The organism is Pedococcus sp. NPDC057267, assembly GCF_042668795.1.
Taxonomy (GTDB): domain Bacteria; phylum Actinomycetota; class Actinomycetes; order Actinomycetales; family Dermatophilaceae; genus Pedococcus.
Genome location: NZ_JBHUYG010000073.1, coordinates 1 through 21,977, shown reverse-complemented (window position 1 = coordinate 21,977; position 21,977 = coordinate 1). Strand labels below are relative to the sequence as shown.

Below are 21,977 nucleotides of genomic sequence, written 5' to 3'. Positions count from 1 at the left end.
CCCTCACCGTCCGCGGTGAGGGGCCCCGCTGGCGTTCCCGGTATGCCGCGCGGCCACGCCTGGCGCGAACCCTGCCGCGCGCCCCTGCGATGGCACGAACCTCTGCTAGCAGACCCTGGTGCCCTCAGCAGAGGGTCCGCCCTGCGCTGGGTGGCACGAACCTCTGCTAGCAGACCTTGGTGCACTCAGCAGAGGGTCCCCCCCTGCGCTGGGTGGCACGAACCTCTGCTAGCAGAGGTTGGGGGATCCACGGCGGCCGGCCACCCGGCATACTCACGTCATGGGGAAGAGGACGCGCACCCCGGCCCCGGCGCCGAGGCGCCGCGAGCTGCCGGACTTCACGACGCTGCCGGACCGGGTCCCACCGGAGGCGCTGGTCACGACCCAGGCCGCCTCGGACGCACCCGACCCGGAGGGCGGGCGCGACACCGAGACCGAGTTCCTGCTCCGGAACGCCGCCCTCTAGCGCGAGCGCACCCTCGCCAGCCACGGCTGGAGCAGCCGGGTGACCTGCGGCAGGACGAGGTACGTCATCACCGGGGTCAGCAGCACCGTCATGAACAACACCCGCAGCGGCAGCGCCCACAGGTGGGTGAACGGTGTCAGCAGCCAGGTGAAGAGCAGGTTCGTGGGGAAGAACGCGACCCAGATCGTCACAGCCTGCTTCCACCGTGGGGGAGCGGGCGGTGCCGTGCTGTCGCGCCCGTCCCCCGACAGGTCGACCGCCGTCCGGCTGGAGGGCTCGTCGAACCAGCCCTCGATCCCCGTGCGGTGCTCGACGCGGGTGTGCTCGACCAGGCCCTTGCCCGAGCGCAGCCACTGGGTGCGCTCGCGGGACTCCTCCCAGAGGAGCAGGCTCGCCCGCGAGTCGAAGCGGTAGAGCATGTGCCAGTCCTCGGACGCACCGGACGGCCGGACCCAGCCCGTGCCGAGGAATCCCGGGAAGCGGCGGGCCAGGGAGGTGCCGGCGTCCACCCAGGCCTGCATGAGTGCCGAGTCCTCGGGCCGGACCCGCCGCGTGATCGCGACGGTGACGGCACCGTCGGGCGCTGACGTGAGCGGCCCGGCGGAGGGCGCGAGGCTGTTCGTGGCGCCGTTCGTGGCGCGGGCGGGGTCGTCGGACGGGGACGGGGTGGTCACGGGGCCTCCGGCGGGGTGGGTCGGAAACGGCGGGGCCACGACGATGGGGCGGCCGCGCGGGGTCGCGCGGGCCGCCCCATGGTAGGCGCCGGGCGCCGTCGGCCCGAAATCGCCTGCGTCCGTCAGGCCGTCCGTCAGCCCGGACGCGTCAGAAGATGTGCACGCGGTCCTGGGGCGCCAGCCACATGCCGTCGCCCTCGGCGACGCCGAACGCCTCGTGGAACTCGTCGCAGTTGCGCACCGCGTTGGCGCGGACCTCCGTGGGGGAGTGCGGGTCGACGGCCAGCAGCCGCTTCGCCTCCTCCGGCCGGGCCTTGCCCGACCAGACCTGGGCCCAGCCGAGGAAGAACCGCTGGGGCCCGGTGTACCCGTCGAGCACCGGCACCTCCTGGCCCTCGGTGGCGATGCGGTATGCCGCATAGCCGATCGCCAGGCCCCCGAGGTCGCCGATGTTCTCGCCGACGGTGAGGGCCCCGTTGACCTTCTCGTCCGGGGCGGCCAGCGGGGACAGCTCGTCGAACTGGGCGATCAGCGCCTGGGTGCGCTCGTCGAACCGCTTGCGGTCCTCCTCGGTCCACCAGTCGCGCAGGGCGCCCTTGGCGTCGTAGCGCGAGCCCTGGTCGTCGAAGCCGTGGCCGATCTCGTGGCCGATCACGGCCCCGATGCCGCCGTAGTTGACGGCGTCGTCGGCGTCCATGTCGAAGAACGGCGGCTGTAGGATGCCGGCAGGGAAGACGATCTCGTTCATGAGCGGGTGGTAGTACGCGTTGACCGTCTGCGGCAGCATCAGCCACTCGTCCCGGTCGATGGGGCCACCGAGCTTGTCGAGCTGGCGCTGGAACTCGAACTCCGCCGCCCGGCGCACGTTGCCGAACAGGTCGTCGTCGATCACGAGCGAGGAGTAGTCGCGCCAGCGGTCGGGGTAGCCGACCTTGGGCGTGAAGGCGGCCAGCTTCTCCAGGGCCTGTGCGCGCGTCTCCGGGCCCATCCAGTCCAGTCCCTCGAACGAGCGCCGGAACGCCTCGACGAGGTTGCCGACGAGCTCGAGCATCCGCTCCTTGGCGGCGGGCGGGAAGAACTCCGCGGCATACAGCTGGCCCACCGCCTCGCCGATCGCACCCTCGACGAGGGAGACCCCGCGCTTCCAGCGGTCGCGGTTCTGCGGCAGCCCGGAGATGACCCGGCCGGTGAAGTCGAACTCGGTGTCGACCCACTCCTTGCTCAGCAGCGGGGCGGCCCAGCGCAGGAGGTGGAAGGACTGCCACCAGACCCAGTGGTCGATCAGCTCCTCGTCGAGCAGCGTCGAGACGCCCTCGAGGAAGCTCGGCTCGCCGACGACGACGTCCTCGAGGGCGTCGCGGGCCTTCAGGCCGCGTGCCCAGTCCACCCACATGACGTCGGGGGCGAGCTCCTCGAGGTCGTAGAAGTTGTACGGGTTGTACGTCTTGACCGCGTCGCGCGTCGCCACGTTGTCCCAGTGGTGCTCGGCGATCTTGGTCTCCAGGGCCACCACCGCGGCGGCGGGGGAGCCCTCGGCGGTGGAGCCGTCACCGATGCCGGCCATCGCGAGCAGCTTGGCGACGAACGGCAGGTACGCCTCGCGGACCGCCGCGTGGCGCTCCTCGCGGTAGTAGGACTCGTCGGGCAGGCCGAGGCCGCCCTGGCCGAGGTAGACGATGTACTCGTCGGGGTTGTTCGCGTCCGGTGCGACGCCCATGTTGAGCAGGCCCGGGACGCCGATCCGCTGCAGGCGACCCATGGTACGGAAGAGCTCGTCGGTCGCGGTGGTCTTGCCGATCAGCTCGAGCTGCTCGCGGACGGGGTCGAGGCCGAGCTGCTCTATGAGTGCCTCGTCCATGAACGAGTTGTAGAGGTCGCCCACCTTGCGCGTCGCCGAGCCGGGCTCGGCCGTGGTGTCGGCGGCGGCGCGCTCGATGAGCCGGCGCACACGCTCGTCGGACTGCTCGCGGAGCATGTCGAAGGTGCCGTACCGGCCGCGGTCGCCGGGGATCTCGGTCTGGGCCACCCAGGTGCCGTTGGCGTGCCGGAACAGGTCGTCCTGGGGGCGGACGGACTCGTCGCGGTGACCGGGCAGGATTCCAGACCTCATCCAAGGCTCCTTCGCAGGTGGGTGGGCTGCCACTCTGCCAGACTCGCCCGGGTGGAGGACCTGGGGGACGTGCTGGCGCAGGCGTGGCAGGAGACGCTCGACATGGTGGGGAGCCTGGACGCCACGGGCCTGCGGACCCCCACCGACCTGCCCGGCTGGACGGTCCTCGACCTGTCCTTCCACCTGATGCTCGACGCGCAGCGGGCCCTGGTCGCCCTGGCGGACCCCCGGCCCGGCCCCCCGGACACCGACCGGGTGACCTACTGGGCCGGCCAGCAGCCGGGCCTGCCGGGCGCCGACGACCACGCGGCCTACGTGCGCCGGGCCGCGGCGGCATACACCAGCCCCGCCGGGCTGCTGCGGCACTGGGCCGACACGGTGCAGGGGGCGCTGGCCGCCGTGCGGCACGCAGACCCCGCCGCGCACGTGGCCACCCAAGGGCACGTGCTGGTGCTGGCCGACTTCGTCCACACCCTCGTGGTCGAGGCCGCCGTCCACCGGCTCGACCTCGCCGCGGGGCTGCCGGACGCCCCCAGCCCGCCTGCGGCGCCCCTGCGGTGCGTCCGGGAGGTGCTGGACGGGCTCCTGGGCCACCCGGTCCCCGTCGGCTGGGACGACGCGACCTACGCCCGCAAGGGCACGGGGCGCACGGCCCTGGACGCGGGGGAGCGTGCCCTGCTCGGGGCGGACGCTGCCCGGTTCCCGCTGTTCGGCTGAGGCCGGTCGGGTGTGGAATCATGCGGTGACCGCCCGACGACTCCCAAGGAGCTGCCGTGACCGCTGCGCCCGAGCAGACCACACCCGCCGCGCACTCGGGGCACTCCCGCCGGGTGCTCCTCAAGCTCTCGGGTGAGGTGTTCGGAGGCGGCAAGATCGGCCTGGCTCCTGACGTCGTCCGGGCCGTCGCCCGGCAGATCGCCCAGTCGGTGCGCGAGGGCATCGAGGTGGCCGTGGTCATCGGCGGCGGCAACTTCTTCCGCGGCGCCGAGCTGCAGCAGCAGGGCCTGGACCGGACCCGCGCCGACTACATGGGGATGCTGGGCACCGTCATGAACTGCCTCGCCCTGCAGGACTTCCTCGAGAAGGAGGGCATCGAGACGCGGGTGCAGACCGCCATCACGATGGGCCAGGTCGCCGAGCCGTACATCCCGCGCCGGGCGATCCGCCACCTGGAGAAGGGCCGCGTGGTCATCTTCGGTGCCGGTGCCGGCATGCCGTACTTCTCCACCGACACCGTCTCCGCCCAGCGGGCGCTGGAGATCAAGTGCGACGCCGTGCTCATGAGCAAGAACGGCGTGGACGGGGTCTACGACTCCGACCCGCGCACCAACCCCGACGCCACCAAGTACGACGAGATCACCTACGAGGAGGCCCTCCAGCGAGGGCTCCGAGTCGTGGACGCCGCCGCCTTCAGCCTGTGCATGGACAACAAGCTGCCCATGGTCGTGTTCGGCATGGAGGGTGAGGGCAACGTCGTGCGGGCGCTGCGTGGTGAGAAGATCGGAACACTGGTCACCCCCGGGTGACGTGCCGAGCCCGCCCCCAGGCACACCGACCACATCCCGGCGCCGCCCGCCAGCGCGGTGCCCGACAAGGAGCATGGACATGATCGAGGAAACCCTTCTCGAGGCCGAGGAGAAGATGGAGAAGGCCGTCGAGGTCGCCAAGGAGGACTTCGCGGGCATCCGCACCGGCCGGGCCACCCCCGGCATGTTCAACAAGCTCACCGTCGACTACTACGGCGCCCCGACCCCGCTGCAGCAGCTCGCGTCCTTCCAGACGCCCGAGGCGCGCACGATCCTCATCACGCCGTTCGACAAGTCGGCGATGCACGAGATCGAGAAGACCCTGCGTGACTCCGACCTCGGCGTGAACCCCAGCAACGACGGCAACGTCATCCGCTGCGTGCTGCCCCAGCTCACCGAGGAGCGTCGCAGGGACTACATCAAGCTCGCGCGCCACAAGGGCGAGGAGGCCAAGGTCTCCATCCGCAACATCCGCCGCAAGGCCAAGGACGAGCTCGACAAGCTCGTCAAGGACGGCGAGGTGGGCGAGGACGACGGCACCCGTGGCGAGAAGGAGCTCGACGCCACGACCAAGAAGTACGTCGACACCGTGGACGAGCTGCTCAAGGGCAAGGAGGCCGAGCTCCTCGAGGTCTGAGGAGCTCACCCGCCCGACGTGGAGCCGACCGTGACCACCCCCGAGTCCCGCAGCGCCCGCCGCGACGCGGGCCGGGGCAGCGACCCCGCGCCAGCGCCCGAGCCGGGTCGTCGTGGGTCGTCGCGCTCGGCTCCGTCCTCTGCGCCGTCACGGGCCGGGCGCAACCTCCCGGCCGCGGTCGGCGTGGGCGTCAGCCTGGGGGCGGTCGTCATCGCGTCGCTGGTCTTCCGCAAGGAGCTGATGCTCGTCGTCGTCGCGGCCGCGATCGCGGTGGGCGTGTGGGAGCTGCGGCGGGCCCTGACCCGCGCCGAGATCCACGTGCCCCTGGTGCCCACCCTCGTGGGCGGCGTGAGCATGGTCCTCTCGGCGTACATCGGGGGTGGTCAGGCCCTCGTGGTCACGCTGGGCCTCACCTGCGTCGGGATCCTGCTGTGGCGGGTCGCCGACGGGGTGCAGGGTGCCGTGCGCGACATCGCGGGCGGGTTCCTCGTCGCGGTCTACCCGGGTTTCCTGGCCGGCTTCGCCGGGCTGCTGCTCGCCGCCGACAAGGGCGCACAGCGGGTCGTGGTGTTCATCCTCGTGACCGTGCTGAGCGACGTCGGCGGTTACGCGTTCGGCGTGCTGTTGGGCCGCCACCCGATGGCGCCGTCGGTGAGCCCGAAGAAGTCGTGGGAGGGCTTCGCCGGCTCGGTGCTCACCTGCGTGGTCGGCGGTGCCGTGGCCGTCGTCCTCCTGCTCGACGGCCCCTGGTGGGCCGGGGCTGCGCTGGGCGCCGCGGCCGCCGTCGCCGCCACCGTCGGCGACCTCACGGAGTCCACCATCAAGCGAGACCTCGGCATCAAGGACATGAGCAACATCCTCCCCGGCCACGGCGGCATCATGGACCGCCTCGACTCCCTCCTGCTCGTCGCGCCCCTCGCGTGGGCCGTCCTCGTGGTGGCCGTCCCGTGACCGCCGACCTGCCCGAGCCCACGACCGAGCGTCCGCGCCCCGGCCAGCTGACCTTCTCGGCGCCCCGCCGGGGCAAGCCGCCGCGCCACCTCGCCGACCTCACGCCGGCCGAGCGCAAGGAGGCCGTCGAGGCCCTCGGCCACAAGGGCTTCCGCGCCAAGCAGCTGTCGACCCACTACTTCGAGCGGCTCGTGGAGTCGCCGGAGGAGATGACCGACCTTCCCAAGGCGATCCGCGACGACCTCGTCCGCGACCTGCTCCCGCCGCTGCTCACCCCCATCGTCCAGCGCACGGCCGACGCCGGCGCCACCATCAAGTCGGCGTGGCGGCTGCACGACGGTGCGATCGTCGAGTCGGTGCTCATGCGCTACCCGCGCCGCGTCACCATCTGCATCTCCAGCCAGGCCGGCTGCGGCATGAACTGCCCGTTCTGCGCGACGGGCCAGGCCGGCCTCACCCGCAACATGTCCGCCGCCGAGATCGTCGAGCAGGTCGTGTATGCCGCGCGGCAGCTGCGGCGCGGCGACCTGGCTCCCAGCGTGGGCGCCTCCGAGGGCGCCGAGCTCGGCGACGAGGACGGGCCGGCCGAGGTGGCGGGCCCCACCCGCATCTCGAACGTCGTGTTCATGGGCATGGGCGAGGCGCTGGCCAACTACAGGGCCGCCATCGGCGCGATCCGCCGCATGACCGACCCCGCCCCGGACGGGCTCGGCATGTCGGCCCGTGGGATCACGATGTCGACGGTCGGGCTCGTCCCGGCCATCGACAAGCTGGCAGGCGAGGGCATCCCCGTCACGCTGGCCCTGTCGCTCCACGCCCCCGACGACGAGCTGCGCAACGAGCTGGTGCCGATCAACACCCGGTGGAAGGTGGACGAGGCCCTCGACGCCGCGCACCGCTACTACGAGACCACCGGCCGCCGCGTCAGCATCGAGTACGCGCTGATCCGCGACATCAACGACCAGGCGTGGCGCGCGGACCTGCTCGGCGAGAAGCTGGCCGCCCGGGGTCGGGGCTGGGTGCACGTCAACCCGATCCCGCTCAACCCGACGCCCGGGTCGAAGTGGACCGCCTCGCGACCCGGCGTGGAGCAGCAGTTCGTCGAGCGGCTGCGCGCCCACGGCGTCCCGACGACGATCCGCGACACCCGGGGGCAGGACATCGACGGCGCCTGCGGCCAGCTCGCGGCGGCGACCGCCTAGACCGCCCGTGGGGACCACCGGGACGGACCGCCTGCGGGCGTGGACGGGTGGGCACGCCAGTGGAGCGTGCGCCCTACGCTGTCGCCGTGCAGCACCAGCCAGCCCCCGCAGGTCCCGACGCCGGTCGCGAGTTCGTCCTCACCGTCTCGTGCCCCGACCAGCGGGGCATCGTGCACGCCGTCACCGGGGTGGCGCTCGACCTGGCGATGACGATCGTCGACAGCCAGCAGTTCGCGGACGCGTCGTCCGGTGAGTTCCACCTGCGGATGCACCTGGCCCGCGAAGGGGAGCCCGTCGACGTCGCCGAGGTGGAGGCGGCCGTGGCGCCGCTGGCGCAGCGGTTCGCGATGACGGCCGCGGTCCACGACCTCTCGCGCCGGCCGCGGGTGCTGGTGCTGGTGAGCCGGCAGGGCCACTGCCTCAACGACGTGCTCTTCCGCGTCCAGACCGGCTCCCTGCCGATCGAGGTGCCGGCCATCGTGTCGAACCACGAGGACTTCCGCGAGCTGGCCGCGTGGCACGGGGTGCCGTTCCACCACGTCCCCGTGACGCCCGAGAGCAAGCCGGCAGCGGAGGACGAGCTGCGCCGGCTCGTGCGCGAGCACGACGCCGACACGATCGCGCTGGCGCGGTACATGCAGGTCCTCTCGCCGCAGCTGTGCGCCGACTTCCCGGGCCGGATCATCAACATCCACCACTCGCTGCTGCCGAGCTTCAAGGGCGCCAAGCCGTACACCCAGGCCCACGACCGCGGCGTGAAGGTGATCGGCGCGACCGCCCACTACGTCACCGAGGACCTCGACGAGGGCCCGATCATCGAGCAGGACTTCCGCAGGGTGGACCACCGGATGACGCCCGCGGAGCTGGCGTCGGTCGGCCAGGAGCTGGAGGCGATGGCGTTCGCGCGCGCCCTGCGCTGGCACGCCGAGCACCGGGTGGTGCTGCGGGGACGTCGCACCATCGTGTTCGACTGACGACGACAGCCCGAGGATCGCAGCGAGCGCCAGCGAGCGAGGACCGGAGGGCGGAGGAGTCGGTCGCGGGGGTTCGACTGACGACGACAGCCCGAGGATCGCAGCGGATCAGGCGGTGGGGCGGGTCGTGCCGTCGACGATGACGGCGGCGGCCTCCTCGACGGTGTCGACGAGGTGGACGGCGGCCCCGAGTCCGCGGCCGCGGCCGAGCGCCTGCACGGCCGACCAGACGGGCACGGTCTCCGTCCAGTAGTCGTGGCCGACGAGCACGAGCCGGGGCAGGGCGGCCTCGCCGGTGGCGTAGTACAGCGGCGTCACCGCCTGGAAGACCTCCTGAACCGTCCCGGCCGCCCCCTCGAGGACCACCAGCCCCGCGGTGCACCGCGCCAGCAGGCCGTCCTCGCGGATCGCGTTGGAGAAGTACTTCGCGACGGCGTCGCAGAACACGTTGGGCGGCTCGTGGCCGTAGAACCACGTGGGGATGCCGATGCTGGCCGGGGTGTCGCGCCGGCCCAGCCCTTCACGCACCTCCAGCGCCAGCCGGGCCCACTCGGTGATCGAGGGGCGGAAGGACGGGACGGCCCCCAGCCGGTCCAGCGCCTGCGCGAGGGCGGCGCCGTCGGTCGCCAGGGCGCCGAGGTTCGCGGCCTCCATGGCGCCGGGGCCGCCGCCGGTGGCGACCATGAGACCGGCCCCGGCCAGCGCGTGGCCGCAGGCGGCAGCCCGGGCGTACGAGGTGGAGCCGCGTGCGAGGGCGTGCCCGCCCATGACGCCCACGACGGGCCGGAAGGCGATGAACTCGGTCAGCGCGTCGGTGATCGAGTCGTCGTGGATCGCGCGCAGCAGGGTCACGAAGGCGTCGTGCCGCACCGAGCCGCGACGGGTCCACCGGTAGGCGCGGGCGTCCGGGGTGGCGTCGTAGCCGCCCTGGTCGAGCCCGGCATACAGCTCCTGGGGGCTGTACAGCCGGGATCGGTAGGGGTCGACGGGCGCCCGGGGGTCGGTGGGGAAGACCAGCGCGTGGTGCTTGCCCAGGTGGGCGTTGAGGGCGGGGGACAGGCGCCCGCCGAGCACGACGAGCCCGGCGACGTCGGTGCGCGCCAGCAGCCGGTCCTCGTATGCCGTGAGGTCCAGGTCCTGCAGGCGCAGCCCGGACAGCGGCGCGCCGGAGTCGAGGGCCGACTCGAGGTCGGTGAGGGTCTCGATCTCCTCCGGCTCCACGGGGTGACTGTAGGTCGCCGGCTCAGACGTTGCCGAGGATGCGGTCGACCGCGATCTCGACCACGACGCGGGCGGGGTTCTCACGGGGCGTGCGGTAGCGGGCGGCATACCGCTGCACGGCGTCGGCGACGGCCTCCGGTTCCGTGCGCACGCTCGCCACGCCCTCCAGGGCGATCCAGTGGCGCCCCTCCACCTGGCAGACGACGGCCCGGCCGCCGAGGGCGGCGTTGCGCGCCTTGCGGGACTCCCCGCTGGTGATGACCCGGACGAGCCGCTGCTCGCCGTCCCAGGTGAAGCCGACCGGCACCACGTGGGGCGAGCCGTCGGGGCGCAGGGTCGTCAACGTCGCGAGGTGGCGCTCGGTGAGGAAGTCGAGCGCGGCGGGGGACAGGGCTGCGGGGTCGAGGGCCACGCGGCCAGTCTGTCCTAGTGCCCGGTCAGCGCGGTCAGCGCCCGTCCCAGGCGCGCCGGGCGCCCCGTGCGTGCCTCCTCCGCGTCCGCGGCGGAGGCGAGCCGGAGCCCGGCGTTGACGCCGAGCCAGCGCAGCGGCTCGGGCTCCCAGCGGCGGCTGCGGTGGCCGACCCACGGCAGCTCGGTGAGCGGGGTCCGGCGCCCCAGGACGAGGTCCGCGAGCGTGCGGCCGGCCAGGTTGGTCGCGGCGACGCCGTCACCGACGTAGCCTCCGGCCCACCCCAGACCCGTCCCGGGGTCGTACCCGACGGAGGGGTGCCAGTCGCGGGCGATGCCCAGCGGGCCGCCCCAGGCATGGGTGAAGCGCACCCCGCTGAGCTGCGGCAGCATCGCGGTGAGGGTGGCGCGCAGGTCGGCGAACACCCGTTCCTCGTGGTCGTACCCGGGCCGGATGCGGGAGCCGAAGTGGTACGGGGCGCCCCTGCCACCGAACGCGATCCGGTCGTCGACGGTGCGCTGCCCGTAGACGATGACGTGCCTGTGGTCGCTGAAGACCTCGTGCCGGGTGAGGCCTATCGAGTCCCAGGCATCGGGCCCCAGCGGCTCGGTCGCCACCATGAGCGAGTAGACGGGCGCCACCACGCGGCGGTGGCCGGGCAGTCGCGCCGTCCAGGCCTCGGTGGCGCGGATGACGTGGCGGGCCGCCACGGTTCGGCCGTCCTCGAGGACCACGCGGCCTGGGGCGATGTCGGCGACCCGGGAGTGCTCCAGCACCCGAGCCCCGCGTCCTCGGACCGCGCGGGCGAGGCCGTCGGCCAGCCGACGTGGGTGCACGCGGGCGCAGTGCGGGTTGAACGTTGCGCCGTGGACGTCGGTCGCGGCCAGCCGTTCGCGCGCCTCACCTGGTCGAGCCAGCGGGTCCCCATGTCCCACTCGTCGGAGTGCCGCACGTCGGCACGGCCACGCTCGGCCTGCGCCGACGACCGGGCCAGCGAGAGCGTGCCGCCCTTGCGGAACCCGCAGTCGAGGTCCACGGATTCCGTGGCGCGCCCGACCTCGTCGACGGTGTCGCGCAGGGCGGCCAGCATGGCGTGGGCCCCGGTACGACCCGACCGGCGGGCGAGTGCCTCCGGCGGCACCGGCCACAACGCCGACACCCAGCCGCCGTTGCGACCGCTCGCCCCGAAGCCGACGTGCTCGGCCTCGAGCACGACGACGTCGAGCGAGGGCTCGGCCGCCAGGAGGTAGAACGCCGTCCACAGTCCGGTGAAGCCGCCACCCACGACGACGACGTCGGCGGCGGCCGGCAGGTCCGCAGCAACCGGTCCCGTCACGGATGACGGAACCGGCTGCGCGGCATACGGGTCGGGTGTGGCGGTCGCCCACCACAGGGGCTCGGTCACGCGGGTCCCGGTGTCGGAGGGAGGGGGGCCGTCAGAGGTGCTTCTCGGCGTCCTTGAGGACCGACCGCAGCCGGCTCTCGATGTCGTCGAACTCCGCCTGGCCGATGATCAGCGGCGGCGCGAGCTGGATGACCGGGTCGCCGCGGTCGTCGGCGCGGCAGTAGATGCCGGCGTCGAAGAGCGCCTTGGAGAGGTAGCCGCGCAGGAGCCGCTCGGACTCGTCGTCGTTGAACGTCTCGCGGGTCTCCTTGTCCTTGACGAGCTCGATGCCGTAGAAGTACCCGGCGCCGCGGACGTCGCCGACGATCGGCAGGTCGAGCAGCTTCTCCAGGGTGGCCCGGAACCGCGGGGCGTTCTCCTTGACGTGGTCGTTGAGGCCCTCGCGCTCGAAGATGTCGAGGTTCTCCATCGCGACCGCGGCCGACACCGGGTGCCCACCGAAGGTGTACCCGTGCGGGAAGTAGGTCGTGCCCTTCTTGAACGGCTCGAACAGCCGGTCGCTGGCGATCATGGCGCCGATCGGGGAGTAGCCGGAGGTCATGCCCTTGGCGCAGGTGATGATGTCGGGCACGTAGTTGAAGTCGTCGCACGCGAACATCGAGCCGATCCGGCCGAACGCGCAGATGACCTCGTCGGACACGAGCAGGACGTCGTACTCGTCGCAGATCTCGCGCACCCGCTCGAAGTACCCGGGCGGCGGCGGGAAGCAGCCGCCGGAGTTCTGGACCGGCTCGAGGAAGACGGCGGCGACGGTGTCGGGGCCCTCGAACTCGATGGCCTCGGCGATCCGGTCGGCGGCCCAGCGGCCGAACGCCTTGTCGTCGTCACGCAGGTGCTCGGGCGCCCGGTAGGAGTTGGTGTTCGGGACCTTGAAGGCACCCGGCACCAGCGGCTCGAACATCTCCTTGGCCGCCGGGATGCCGGTGATCGACAGCGCTCCCTGCGGTGTGCCGTGGTAGGCCACGGAGCGCGAGATCACCTTGTGCTTGGTGGGCTTGCCGACGAGCTTCCAGTACTGCTTGGCGAGCTTCCAGGCGGTCTCGACGGCCTCGCCACCACCGGTCGTGAAGAAGACGCGGTTGAGGTCGCCCGGGGCGCCGGCCGCGAGGCGTTCGGCGAGCTCGATGGCCTTGGGGTGGGCGTAGGACCACAGCGGGAAGAACGCGAGGTCCTTGGCCTGCTTGGCCGCCGCCTCGGCGAGCTCGGTGCGGCCGTGGCCGACCTGGACGACGAAGAGCCCGGCGAGGCCGTCGATGTACTCGTTGCCCCGGTCGTCCCAGATCTTGTGGCCCTCGCCGCGGACGATGATGGGGACGCTGTGGGCCAGGCCGCCCTCGCTGCGGTCCTCGAAGACCGAGTGCCGCGTGAAGTGCATCCACAGGTGGTCGCGGGCGGCCTCCGAGTAGAGGGCGCCGGACGGCGTGCGCAGGTCGGACGACGGTTCGTAGGCGGCAGTGGGCTCAGTGGTCATCGGGTACCCCAGTTGTAGTGCTGCTTGTTGAGTTTCAGGTAGACGAACGTCTCGGTGGACTGGACCCCAGGGAGGGTCCGCACCCGCTTGGTGAGCAGCTCGAGGAGCTGGTCGTCGTCCTCGCACACGACCTCGGCCAGCAGGTCGAAGCTGCCGGCGGTGGTGACGACGTAGTCGACCTCGGGCATCCGGGTCAGCGCCTCGCCCACACCGGTGAGGTCGCCGTCGACGCGGATGCCGATCATCGCCTGGCGGCGGAAGCCCACCTGGAGGGGGTCGGTCACCGCGACGATCTGCATGACGCCGGAGTCCAGGAGCCGCTGCACGCGCTGTCGCACCGCCGCCTCGGACAGCCCGACGGCCTTGGCGATGGTCGCGTACGGCTGCCGCCCGTCCTCCTGGAGGTGCTCGATGATCGCCTTCGCGACGTCATCGAGGCGCGCCTCGTGGGAGTGGTTCGGGGAGCGGGTCACGCCCGACATCGTTGCGTCTCGGGGGGACGGTCCGCAAGTCCCCCGACAACGGATTCCGTCGTCCATTTGTTAAATCCGTGTTGATTTCAGCGATCGGGTCCTCCGAACCTATTGAAATCACGCGTGATGTGGTTACAGTTCCAGACACCGGAATCCGCACCGAACCCCTCGGGAGTGCTCTGTGACCTCGACGCCCCGCGTCCTGCGCAACTTCATCAACGGCGAGTACGTCGACGCCGAGTCGGACGCGACGACGGACATCGTGAACCCCGCGACGGCGCAGGTCGTCGCCACCGCCCCCGTGTCGTCCCAGGCGGACGTCGACCGCGCGTATGCCGCCGCTGACGCCGCCTTCGCCGAGTGGGGCCAGACCACGCCCAGCGAGCGCCAGAAGGCGCTGCTCGACTTCGCCGACGCCATCGAGCGGCGCGCTGACGAGTTCGTCCGCCTCGAGGGCGAGAACACGGGCAAGCCGCACGCCCTGACCGCCAGCGAGGAGGTCCCGCCGATGGTGGACCAGCTGCGGTTCTTCGCCGGCGCGGCCCGGGTGCTCGAGGGCAAGTCGGCGGGGGAGTACATGAAGGGCCACACGTCGTGGATCCGGCGCGAGCCCATCGGAGTCGTCGGCCAGGTCACCCCCTGGAACTACCCGATGATGATGGCGGTCTGGAAGATCGGCCCGGCGCTCGCCGCCGGCAACACCATCGTCCTCAAGCCCTCGGACACCACCCCCGAGACCACCCTGCTCATGGCGGAGATCGCCTCGGAGTTCCTCCCCGCGGGCACCTTCAACGTCGTCACCGGTGACGCCTCCACCGGCCGTGCGGTGGTGTCGCACCGGACGCCCGCCCTGGTGGCCATCACCGGCTCCGTGCGCGCCGGCATGCAGGTCGCCGAGGCTGCCTCGCACGACGTCAAGCGCGTGCACCTCGAGCTCGGCGGCAAGGCGCCGGTCGTGGTCTTCGACGACGCCGACATCGAGGCGGCGGTCGAGGGCATCGCGGGCGCCGGATACTTCAACGCCGGCCAGGACTGCACGGCCGCGACCCGCGTGCTCGCCGCCCCCCGGATCCACGACGACTTCGTGTCCGCGCTGGCCGAGTTCGCCAGCACCTCCACCAAGGTCGGGATGCCCGACGACGAGGACGCCGCCCTCGGCCCGGTCAACAACGCCAACCAGCTCCAGCGCGTCCAGGGCTTCCTCGAGCGGCTGCCCGACCACGCGACCGTCGCGGCCGGCGGCCACCGCGTGGCCTCGCTCGGCGACGGCTTCTTCCTGGAGCCCACCGTCCTGTCGGGGCTGAAGCAGGACGACGAGGCGATCCAGAACGAGATCTTCGGGCCGGTCATCACCGTGCAGCGCTTCAGCGACGAGGACGAGGCCGTGCGCTGGGCCAACGGCGTCGACTACGGCCTGGCCTCCAGCGTCTGGACCCGGGACTTCGGGCGTGCGATGCGCATGTCCAAGCGCCTGGACTTCGGCGCGGTGTGGATCAACACCCACATCCCGATCGTGGCCGAGATGCCGCACGGCGGCTTCAAGCGCAGCGGCTACGGCAAGGACCTGTCCATGTACGGCTTCGAGGACTACACGCGCATCAAGCACGTCATGGCCAACATCGAGAGCTGACCGACCCCAACCCAGGCCCACCCCCGCCCCGGACGCCCCTGTCCGACCCGTCCCCCCACCCGGCCGTGAGGTCCACTCCGGCCGGTAGACCCCTCGGAGGTCCCGATGACCGAACTCGACAACCTCGCCCTGCGTGCGGCCCTCGCCCGCGGGATGGTCACCCGGCGCACGGCGATGGCCGGCGGTGCCGGTGCGATCGCACTCGCGCTGGCCGCCTGCGGCAGCAAGGGCAAGGCCCCCACTGCCTCCGGCTCCGCCTCGGCCACGCCCACCGCCAAGGCCGCCCAGGACATGTCGGCGACCGAGAAGGTCATCAACTGGTCGAACTGGCCCGAGTACATCGACGTCGACGACAAGACGCAGGCCCGCCCCAGCCTCGTGGCCTTCACCAAGCAGACCGGCATCAAGGTCAACTACACCGAGGACTACAACGACAACGACGAGTTCTACGCCAAGGTGCGGCCGCTTCTCGCGGACGGGAAGGACACCGGCCGTGACGTCTGGGTCAGCACCGACTGGATGGTCGCGCGCCTCATCCGCCAGGGCTACGTCCAGAAGTTCGACCTCGCGAACATCCCGAACCACAAGAACGTCGAGGGTTCGCTCCTCAACGTCGAGTTCGACAAGGGCCGCCTGTACTCCCTGCCCTGGCAGAGCGGGTTCGCCGGCATCGCCTACAACCCGGCGGCGACCGGCGGCAAGAAGATCGAGTCGGTCGACCAGCTGCTGACCGACCCGGCCCTCAAGGGCAAGGTCACGCTGCTCACCGAGATGCGCGACACGGTCGGGCTGGTCATGCTCGCGATGGGCAAGAAGATCGAGAGCTTCACCGACGCCGACTTCAACGCCGCGATCGACGAGCTGAAGAAGGCCAAGGAAGCCGGCCAGATCAAGGGCTTCACCGGCAACGAGTACACCAAGCCGCTGGCGTCGGGTGACACGGCTGCGTGCTTCGCCTGGACCGGTGACGTCGTCCAGCTCCAGGCGGACAACCCCAAGCTCGGGTACACCCTGCCCAAGACCGGGGCGACGCTGTGGTCGGACAACTTCGTCATCCCGGCGATGGCCAAGCACAAGAAGAACGCCGAGGTGCTCATCAACTACTACTACGACCCCGCCGTCATGGCGAAGGTCGTGGACTACGTCAACTACATCTCACCGGTCCAGGGCACCAAGGAGGTGCTGCAGAAGGAGGACCCGAAGGTGGCCAGCAACCCGCTGATCATCCCCGACGCCGCCACGCTGGCGAACGCCCACGTGTTCCGGGGGCTCACGGCAGCGGAGGAGACCAAGTACAGCGCGGCCTTCGCCGAGCTCACGGCGGGCTGAGCCGTGGTCGAGACGCTCCAGAGCCCCGACTCCGCCCGTCCCCGGTCGGCGCCCCGGGACACCGTCGAGGACCTGCGCCTCGTCGGAGTGAGCAAGGTGTTCGACACGTTCACGGCGGTGCAGCCGATGGACCTCACCGTCCCGGCTGGCAGCTTCTTCGCCCTGCTCGGCCCGTCGGGCTGCGGCAAGACGACGACGCTGCGCATGGTCGCCGGCCTCGAGGACCCGACGACGGGGAAGATCCTCATCGGCGACCGGGACATCACCGACCTGAAGGCGTACAAGCGCAACGTCAACACGGTCTTCCAGTCCTACGCGCTCTTCCCGCACATGACCGTGGCGGAGAACGTCGCCTTCGGCCTCAAGCGCCGTGGTGACAAGGACGCCCGGCGCAAGGCGCAGGAGGCGCTCGAGCTGGTGCAGCTGCAGGCCGTGGCCGGGAAGAAGCCCGCCCAGCTCTCCGGCGGCATGCAGCAGCGCGTCGCCCTGGCCCGGGCCATCGTCAACCGTCCCGACGTCCTGCTGCTCGACGAGCCGCTCGGTGCGCTCGACCTCAAGCTCCGCAGGCAGATGCAGATCGAGCTCAAGCGGATCCAGCAGGAGGTCGGCCTCACCTTCATCCACGTGACCCACGACCAGGAGGAGGCCATGACCATGGCGGACTCCATCGCGGTCATGAACCAGGGCGTGGTCGAGCAGCTCGCGGACCCCGCGACGCTGTACGAGAACCCGGCCTCGACCTTCGTCGCGAACTTCCTCGGACAGTCCAACCTGCTGCGCGCGCAGATCGAGGGCGACGCCGGCGAAGGCCTGCTCCGCGCGCGGACCCACGACCAGGAGCTGGTCGTCCGCACGGACCGCGTGCCGGACGGCATACGAGACGTCTGGGTCGGGGTGCGCCCCGAGAAGCTGCGCCTCGGCGACAGCGGTCGCAACACCCTCCGGGGCGTGGTGACGGACGCGTCCTTCACCGGCGTGTCGACGCAGTACCTCGTCCGCATGCCGTGGGACTTCGAGCTCATGGTCGTGCAGCAGAACGACGGCTCGGCCCGGGCGCACGTCGGGGAGACGGTGACCGTGTCCTGGGACCCGGGGCACGAGTTCGTCCTGGACCAGCGGCAGTCCGACACCGCCGGCGCGGACCTCGACGATGAGTAGCGCGGCCCTGCCGTCCGCGGGCCCGCCCCCGACCCGCAGGGCGCGCGTCAACTGGGTGCCCTACGCCCTGCTGCTGCCCGGCCTGCTGTGGCTGTTCGTCTTCTTCGTCGTGCCGATGATCACGCTGGCGTCGCAGTCCCTCCAGGAGGGCGACGTCGACAACGGCTACACCTTCACGGGCAACGTCGCGATCTACGGCCAGGCGCTGCAGGACTACTGGCCCCAGCTGCTCCGGTCGGTCGGCTACTCCGCCACGGCGACCGTGCTGGCCCTGCTGCTCGGCTACCCGCTCGCCTACTTCATCGCCAGCCGCCGCAGCGCGTGGAAGAACATCCTGCTGGTCCTGGTGATCGCGCCGTTCTTCACCAGCTTCCTGATCCGCACGCTGGCATGGCAGACGATCCTCGCGGACGACTACCTGCCGGCCCGGATAGCCCGGGCCATCCACTTCACCGACCTCCTGCAGCTGCTCAACCTGTCGGAGAACTCCTCGCTGCTGTCGAGCAAGTTCGCGGTCATCTGCGGGCTGACGTACAACTTCCTGCCGTTCATGATCCTGCCGCTGTTCACCTCGCTGGACCGGCTCGACGGCCGCCTCCTCGAGGCGGCGGGTGACCTGTACGCCACGCCGCGCGAGACGTTCCGGTATGTCACGTGGCCGCTGTCGCTGCCCGGTGTCGTGGCCGGCACGCTCCTCACCTTCATCCCTGCGGCGGGCGACTACATCAACTCCAAGCTCCTCGGGAACACCCAGACGGTGATGATCGGCCAGGTCATCGACGCGCAGTTCCTGCGGGTGCTCAACTACCCGCTGGCCGCGGCGTTGTCGTTCGTCCTGCTCGTCCTGATCCTCACGCTCGTGACCGCCTACGTGCGGCGAGCCGGAACCGAGGAGCTCGTCTGATGGCCTGGGTCCGACGCAACCTGCTGACCTTCGTCGCGATGGTCACGCTGTTCATCCTGCTGCTGCCCAACGTGGTCGTCGCCCTGTTCTCGTTCAACAAGCCGAACGGGCGCTACAACTACCAGTGGGTGCGTTTCTCCACCGACGCCTGGGCGAACCCGTGCGGCACGCCGGGGATCTGCGACTCGCTCGGGCTCAGCCTGCGCATCGGCATCACCGCGTCGGTCGTGGCGACGATCCTCGGCACGATGGTCGCGTTCGCGCTCGGCCGGTTCCGCTTCCGTGGCCGGGCGACGACGAACCTGCTCATCTTCATGCCGATGGCCACCCCCGAGGTGGTCATGGGCTCGAGCCTGCTGACCCTCTTCGTGATGATGGGGCTGTCCACGGGTGCGCTCGCCATCCTCATCGCGCACATCATGTTCTGCGTCAGCTTCGTCGTCGTGGCCGTCAAGGCCCGGGTGGCCTCGCTCGACCCGCGGCTGGAGGAGGCGGCTGCCGACCTCGGTGCGACGCCCGTGGCGACGTTCATGAAGGTGACGCTGCCGCTGGTCGCGCCCGGCATCGCGGCCGGCGCGCTGCTGGCGTTCTCGCTCAGCTTCGACGACTACATCATCACCAACTTCAACGCGAGCCCGAGCTCGGTGACCTTCCCGATGTACGTCTGGGGTGCGGCGCAGCGTGGCACCCCCGTGCAGATCAACGTCGTCGGCACGGTCATGTTCGTGCTGTCCGTGGGGATCGTCCTGTCCGCGCAGCTCATCTCCCGCCGCAGGGCCAGGAAGGCATAGGAACCCGTGCGCATCCTCATGATCGGCGCCGGTGGCGTCGGTGACGCCGCCGCGCGCATCGCGGTCGAGCGCGACTTCTTCGAGGTCCTCGTGGTCGCCGACTACGACCTGTCGCGGGCGCAGCGCACCGTGGCCGAGGCGTCGGCGCGCAGGGCGGGCGAGACCCGTCTCATCGCGGCCCAGGTGGACGCCTCCGACGACGCCGCGGTCGCGGCGCTGGCCACGGAGCACGGCGCGACGCACGTCTTCAACGCCGTCGACCCCCGCTTCGTCATGCCGATCTTCCGCGGCGCGCTGGCCGCCGGTGCCGACTACCTCGACATGGCCATGAGCCTGTCGCAGCGGCACCCGCAGGAGCCGTACGCCAAGACGCACGTGAAGCTCGGTGACGAGCAGCTCGCGACGGCGGGGGAGTGGGAGTCCGCCGGGCGGCTGGCGCTGCTCGGCATGGGAGTGGAGCCGGGCCTCTCCGACGTCTTCGCCCGGTACGCCTCGGACCACCTGTTCTCGCGGGTCGAGGAGCTCGGTACGCGCGACGGGGCCAACCTGGCCGTGTACGACGAGGACGGCAACGAGACCTTCGCCCCCGGCTTCTCGATGTGGACCATCATCGAGGAGTGCCTCAACCCGCCCGTCGTCTGGGAGCGGGCGCGGGCCGAGGCAGCCGGCGGTGACCTCGAGGCGGGGTTCTTCACCCTTCCCGCCTTCAGCGAGCCCGAGGTCTTCGACTTCCCCGAGGGCATCGGCCCGGTGGAGTGCGTCCACGTCGAGCACGAGGAGGTCCTCCTCATGCCGCGCTGGCTCGACGCCGATCGGGTGACCTTCAAGTACGGCCTCGGCGAGGAGCTCATCACCATCCTGCGGACCCTGCACACGCTCGGCCTGGACCGCACCGACCCGGTGCGGGTCAAGGGCGTCGAGGTGTCGCCGCGCGACGTCGTGGCCGCGGTGCTTCCCGACCCGGCGACCATCGGGCCACGGATGAAGGGGAAGACCTGCGCGGGCGTGCTCGTGACCGGCACCGGCAAGGACGGGCAGCCCCGGCGCACGTACCTCTACCACGTGTCCGACAACGAGGAGACGATGCGCGAGTACGGTGCCCAGTGCGTCGTGTGGCAGACCGCGGTCAACCCCGTGGTCGCCCTCGAGCTGCTCGCGACCGGCGTGTGGTCGGGCAGCGGCGTCAAGGGCCCCGAGGCGTTCGACGCCGTCCCGTTCCTCGACCTGCTCGCCGCGCCCAAGCCGGAGGGTTACGGCTCGCCCTGGGCGACGGAGGAACGCTGACCGTGCCTGCACCACACGGCATTCCCGAGGTACGGTCGGCCGCCCGGGGCGGCCGCCGCGGGGCAGGCATAGGGTCGGCACCATGACGCGCTACGGGCAGCAGTACGGCCCCGACTTCACCTTCCTGGGCGTGGACCGTTGCGACCTCGACGACGAGAGCACGTATGCCGGCGCCGACGTCGTCGTCCTCGGTGCCCCCTTCGACGGCGGCACCTCCCACCGGCCCGGGACCCGGTTCGGCCCGCAGGCCATCCGGATGACCGACTACCTCCCGCACGACGGCTCGCGGCCCTCGCTCGCCCTGCGCACCGACGGCCTCGTCGACCTCAAGGTCGTCGACGCCGGGGACGTGGAGATGTACTCCGGCGACATCGAGGTCGCACTGCCCGCGCTCGAGGCGGCGGTCGAGAAGGTGGCCCGCGCCGGCGCGATCCCGGTCGTCCTCGGTGGCGACCACTCGATCGCCTACCCGGACGCCAAGGGCGTGGCGAACGTCCTGGGCCACGGTCGCGTGTCGATGATCCACTTCGACGCCCACGCGGACACCGGTGACATCGAGTTCGGGTCGCTGTGGGGCCACGGCCAGCCCATGCGCCGGCTGATCGAGTCCGGCGCGTTGCGCGGCGACCGCTTCCTGCAGGTCGGCCTGCGCGGCTACTGGCCGCCGCCGGAGACGCTCGACTGGATGGCCGGTCAGCAGATGCGCTCGTTCGAGATGACCGAGATCGTGCACCGCGGGCTGCAGGAGTGCCTCAGCGAGGCGTTCACCATCGCCACCGACGAGTGCGAGGGCGTCTTCCTGTCCGTCGACATCGACGTATGCGACCCCGGGCACGCACCCGGGACGGGCACCCCGGAGCCCGGCGGCCTCAGCGCCCGGGAGCTGCTCGACTCGGTGCGCCGGATCTGCCTCGAGCTGCCCGTCGTCGGGATGGACGTCGTCGAGGTCAGCCCGCCCTACGACCACGCCGACATCACCGCGGCGCTCGCCAACCGGGTGGTGCTCGAGGCGCTGTCGGCGATCGCCCGCAGGCGGCAGGACGAGCGCGAGGGGACCCGGTGGGACCCCTCGCTGCCCCTGCTCTCAGGGCGCAACGCGGCCATCCCGCAGGGCCACATCCCGCACCACCACACGCACGAGACCCACGACGCGGCGCCGGCCGGCACCGCCCCCGGCTCCACCGACACAGACACCGCTACGCACGACGGAGGCACCCGCTGATGGCCCTGAACCAGAAGTCGCTCATCGAGTCCGTGCCGAAGGGCCTGTTGATCGGGGGGTCGTGGCGGGACTCCTCCGATGGGGCGACGATCGCGGTGGAGGACCCCTCGAGCGGGGCGACGATCACCCACGTGGCGGAT

At 71.4% G+C, this 21,977-nt stretch carries 21 protein-coding genes and 1 pseudogene; 14 read left to right on the top strand and 8 right to left on the bottom strand.

Annotated features, from left to right (window positions below; all coding sequences use genetic code 11):
- Positions 1-280 precede the first annotated feature (280 nt).
- A complete protein-coding gene (locus ACFUC1_RS14940) occupies positions 281-466 on the top strand; it encodes a heme biosynthesis protein HemY (protein ID WP_379121115.1) in 186 nt (61 codons plus the stop codon).
- Here the strand turns inward: ACFUC1_RS14940 and ACFUC1_RS14935 are convergent.
- Positions 463-1,140, bottom strand: coding sequence for an antibiotic biosynthesis monooxygenase (locus tag ACFUC1_RS14935; protein WP_379121113.1), 678 nt, complete (start codon positions 1,138-1,140; stop codon positions 463-465). The two genes, ACFUC1_RS14940 and ACFUC1_RS14935, sit on opposite strands and share 4 nt — an antisense overlap.
- Positions 1,141-1,288: 148 nt before the next feature.
- On the bottom strand, positions 1,289-3,250 hold the full coding sequence (locus tag ACFUC1_RS14930; protein ID WP_379121111.1) for a M13 family metallopeptidase: 1,962 nt from the start codon (positions 3,248-3,250) through the stop codon (positions 1,289-1,291).
- Positions 3,251-3,301: 51 nt separating this feature from the next.
- On the opposite strand from ACFUC1_RS14930, the gene ACFUC1_RS14925 reads away from it, so the two are divergent.
- From ACFUC1_RS14925 to purU, 6 genes are all read left to right on the top strand, one after another.
- Positions 3,302-3,967, top strand: a complete 666-nt coding sequence (locus tag ACFUC1_RS14925) for a maleylpyruvate isomerase N-terminal domain-containing protein (RefSeq protein WP_379121109.1) — start codon at positions 3,302-3,304, stop codon at positions 3,965-3,967.
- A 56-nt stretch (positions 3,968-4,023) separates the two neighbouring features.
- A complete protein-coding gene (gene pyrH / locus ACFUC1_RS14920) occupies positions 4,024-4,776 on the top strand; it encodes a UMP kinase (RefSeq protein WP_310155459.1) in 753 nt (250 codons plus the stop codon).
- Positions 4,777-4,855: 79 nt separating this feature from the next.
- Positions 4,856-5,413, top strand: a complete 558-nt coding sequence (frr, locus tag ACFUC1_RS14915; protein ID WP_379121106.1) for a ribosome recycling factor — start codon at positions 4,856-4,858, stop codon at positions 5,411-5,413.
- A gap of 30 nt (positions 5,414-5,443) precedes the next feature.
- Positions 5,444-6,364, top strand: coding sequence for a phosphatidate cytidylyltransferase (locus tag ACFUC1_RS14910; protein WP_379121104.1), 921 nt, complete (start codon positions 5,444-5,446; stop codon positions 6,362-6,364).
- Positions 6,361-7,566, top strand: coding sequence for a 23S rRNA (adenine(2503)-C(2))-methyltransferase RlmN (gene rlmN, locus ACFUC1_RS14905; RefSeq protein WP_379121102.1), 1,206 nt, complete (start codon positions 6,361-6,363; stop codon positions 7,564-7,566). The genes ACFUC1_RS14910 and rlmN overlap by 4 nt, the downstream gene beginning before the upstream one ends.
- A gap of 86 nt (positions 7,567-7,652) precedes the next feature.
- Positions 7,653-8,540 (top strand): formyltetrahydrofolate deformylase, encoded by an 888-nt coding sequence (gene purU / locus ACFUC1_RS14900; protein WP_379121100.1) that lies wholly within the window; start codon positions 7,653-7,655, stop codon positions 8,538-8,540.
- A gap of 108 nt (positions 8,541-8,648) precedes the next feature.
- Here purU and ACFUC1_RS14895 read toward each other — a convergent pair whose 3' ends face one another.
- The 6 genes and pseudogenes from ACFUC1_RS14895 to ACFUC1_RS14870 form a co-directional block, all read right to left on the bottom strand.
- The gene (locus tag ACFUC1_RS14895; protein WP_379121098.1) at positions 8,649-9,761 is read right to left on the bottom strand and encodes an LOG family protein; all 1,113 of its coding nucleotides are present in this window, start codon (positions 9,759-9,761) and stop codon (positions 8,649-8,651) included.
- 22 nt (positions 9,762-9,783) lie between these two features.
- Positions 9,784-10,173: a pyridoxamine 5'-phosphate oxidase family protein gene (locus ACFUC1_RS14890; RefSeq protein ID WP_379121096.1), complete on the bottom strand. Its 390-nt coding sequence runs from the start codon at positions 10,171-10,173 to the stop codon at positions 9,784-9,786.
- A gap of 14 nt (positions 10,174-10,187) precedes the next feature.
- Entirely contained in the window at positions 10,188-11,105 is a 918-nt protein-coding gene (locus ACFUC1_RS14885; protein ID WP_379121094.1) for an NAD(P)/FAD-dependent oxidoreductase, read from the bottom strand.
- An 83-nt stretch (positions 11,106-11,188) separates the two neighbouring features.
- Positions 11,189-11,455, bottom strand: a pseudogene (locus ACFUC1_RS14880) (FAD-dependent oxidoreductase); the annotation flags it as partial.
- Positions 11,456-11,606: 151 nt separating this feature from the next.
- Positions 11,607-13,046, bottom strand: coding sequence for an aspartate aminotransferase family protein (locus tag ACFUC1_RS14875; protein ID WP_379121092.1), 1,440 nt, complete (start codon positions 13,044-13,046; stop codon positions 11,607-11,609).
- Positions 13,043-13,528, bottom strand: a complete 486-nt coding sequence (locus ACFUC1_RS14870; RefSeq protein ID WP_379121090.1) for an Lrp/AsnC family transcriptional regulator — start codon at positions 13,526-13,528, stop codon at positions 13,043-13,045. The genes ACFUC1_RS14875 and ACFUC1_RS14870 overlap by 4 nt, the downstream gene beginning before the upstream one ends.
- Before the next feature lie 172 nt (positions 13,529-13,700).
- Here ACFUC1_RS14870 and ACFUC1_RS14865 point away from each other — a divergent pair, with 172 nt between their 5' ends.
- From ACFUC1_RS14865 to speB, 7 genes are all read left to right on the top strand, one after another.
- Entirely contained in the window at positions 13,701-15,149 is a 1,449-nt protein-coding gene (locus ACFUC1_RS14865) for a gamma-aminobutyraldehyde dehydrogenase (protein WP_379121088.1), read from the top strand.
- A gap of 105 nt (positions 15,150-15,254) precedes the next feature.
- Positions 15,255-16,478: a spermidine/putrescine ABC transporter substrate-binding protein gene (locus ACFUC1_RS14860; RefSeq protein WP_379121086.1), complete on the top strand. Its 1,224-nt coding sequence runs from the start codon at positions 15,255-15,257 to the stop codon at positions 16,476-16,478.
- 72 nt (positions 16,479-16,550) lie between these two features.
- Complete coding sequence (locus ACFUC1_RS14855; protein ID WP_379121117.1) at positions 16,551-17,636, top strand: ABC transporter ATP-binding protein; 1,086 nt, start codon at positions 16,551-16,553, stop codon at positions 17,634-17,636.
- On the top strand, positions 17,629-18,540 hold the full coding sequence (locus tag ACFUC1_RS14850) for an ABC transporter permease (protein WP_379121084.1): 912 nt from the start codon (positions 17,629-17,631) through the stop codon (positions 18,538-18,540). The genes ACFUC1_RS14855 and ACFUC1_RS14850 overlap by 8 nt, the downstream gene beginning before the upstream one ends.
- On the top strand, positions 18,540-19,331 hold the full coding sequence (locus ACFUC1_RS14845) for an ABC transporter permease (protein WP_379121082.1): 792 nt from the start codon (positions 18,540-18,542) through the stop codon (positions 19,329-19,331). The genes ACFUC1_RS14850 and ACFUC1_RS14845 overlap by 1 nt, the downstream gene beginning before the upstream one ends.
- 6 nt (positions 19,332-19,337) lie before the next feature.
- Complete coding sequence (locus ACFUC1_RS14840; protein ID WP_379121080.1) at positions 19,338-20,615, top strand: saccharopine dehydrogenase family protein; 1,278 nt, start codon at positions 19,338-19,340, stop codon at positions 20,613-20,615.
- Between the two features lie 82 nt (positions 20,616-20,697).
- Positions 20,698-21,837: an agmatinase gene (gene speB / locus ACFUC1_RS14835; protein WP_379121078.1), complete on the top strand. Its 1,140-nt coding sequence runs from the start codon at positions 20,698-20,700 to the stop codon at positions 21,835-21,837.
- Positions 21,838-21,977: the final 140 nt, after the last annotated feature.

Excerpts from the sequence above, each read along its gene's own strand:
- ACFUC1_RS14870 (WP_379121090.1), bottom strand. The coding sequence starts at position 13,528 with ATGTCGGGCGTGACCCGCTCCCCGAACCACTCCCACGAGGCGCGCCTC.
- ACFUC1_RS14860 (WP_379121086.1), top strand. The coding sequence starts at position 15,255 with ATGACCGAACTCGACAACCTCGCCCTGCGTGCGGCCCTCGCCCGCGGG.
- frr (WP_379121106.1), top strand. The coding sequence starts at position 4,856 with ATGATCGAGGAAACCCTTCTCGAGGCCGAGGAGAAGATGGAGAAGGCC.
- ACFUC1_RS14930 (WP_379121111.1), bottom strand. The coding sequence starts at position 3,250 with ATGAGGTCTGGAATCCTGCCCGGTCACCGCGACGAGTCCGTCCGCCCC.
- ACFUC1_RS14850 (WP_379121084.1), top strand. The coding sequence starts at position 17,629 with ATGAGTAGCGCGGCCCTGCCGTCCGCGGGCCCGCCCCCGACCCGCAGG.
- ACFUC1_RS14875 (WP_379121092.1), bottom strand. The coding sequence starts at position 13,046 with ATGACCACTGAGCCCACTGCCGCCTACGAACCGTCGTCCGACCTGCGC.
- speB (WP_379121078.1), top strand. The coding sequence starts at position 20,698 with ATGACGCGCTACGGGCAGCAGTACGGCCCCGACTTCACCTTCCTGGGC.
- ACFUC1_RS14845 (WP_379121082.1), top strand. The coding sequence starts at position 18,540 with ATGGCCTGGGTCCGACGCAACCTGCTGACCTTCGTCGCGATGGTCACG.
- ACFUC1_RS14940 (WP_379121115.1), top strand. The coding sequence starts at position 281 with ATGGGGAAGAGGACGCGCACCCCGGCCCCGGCGCCGAGGCGCCGCGAG.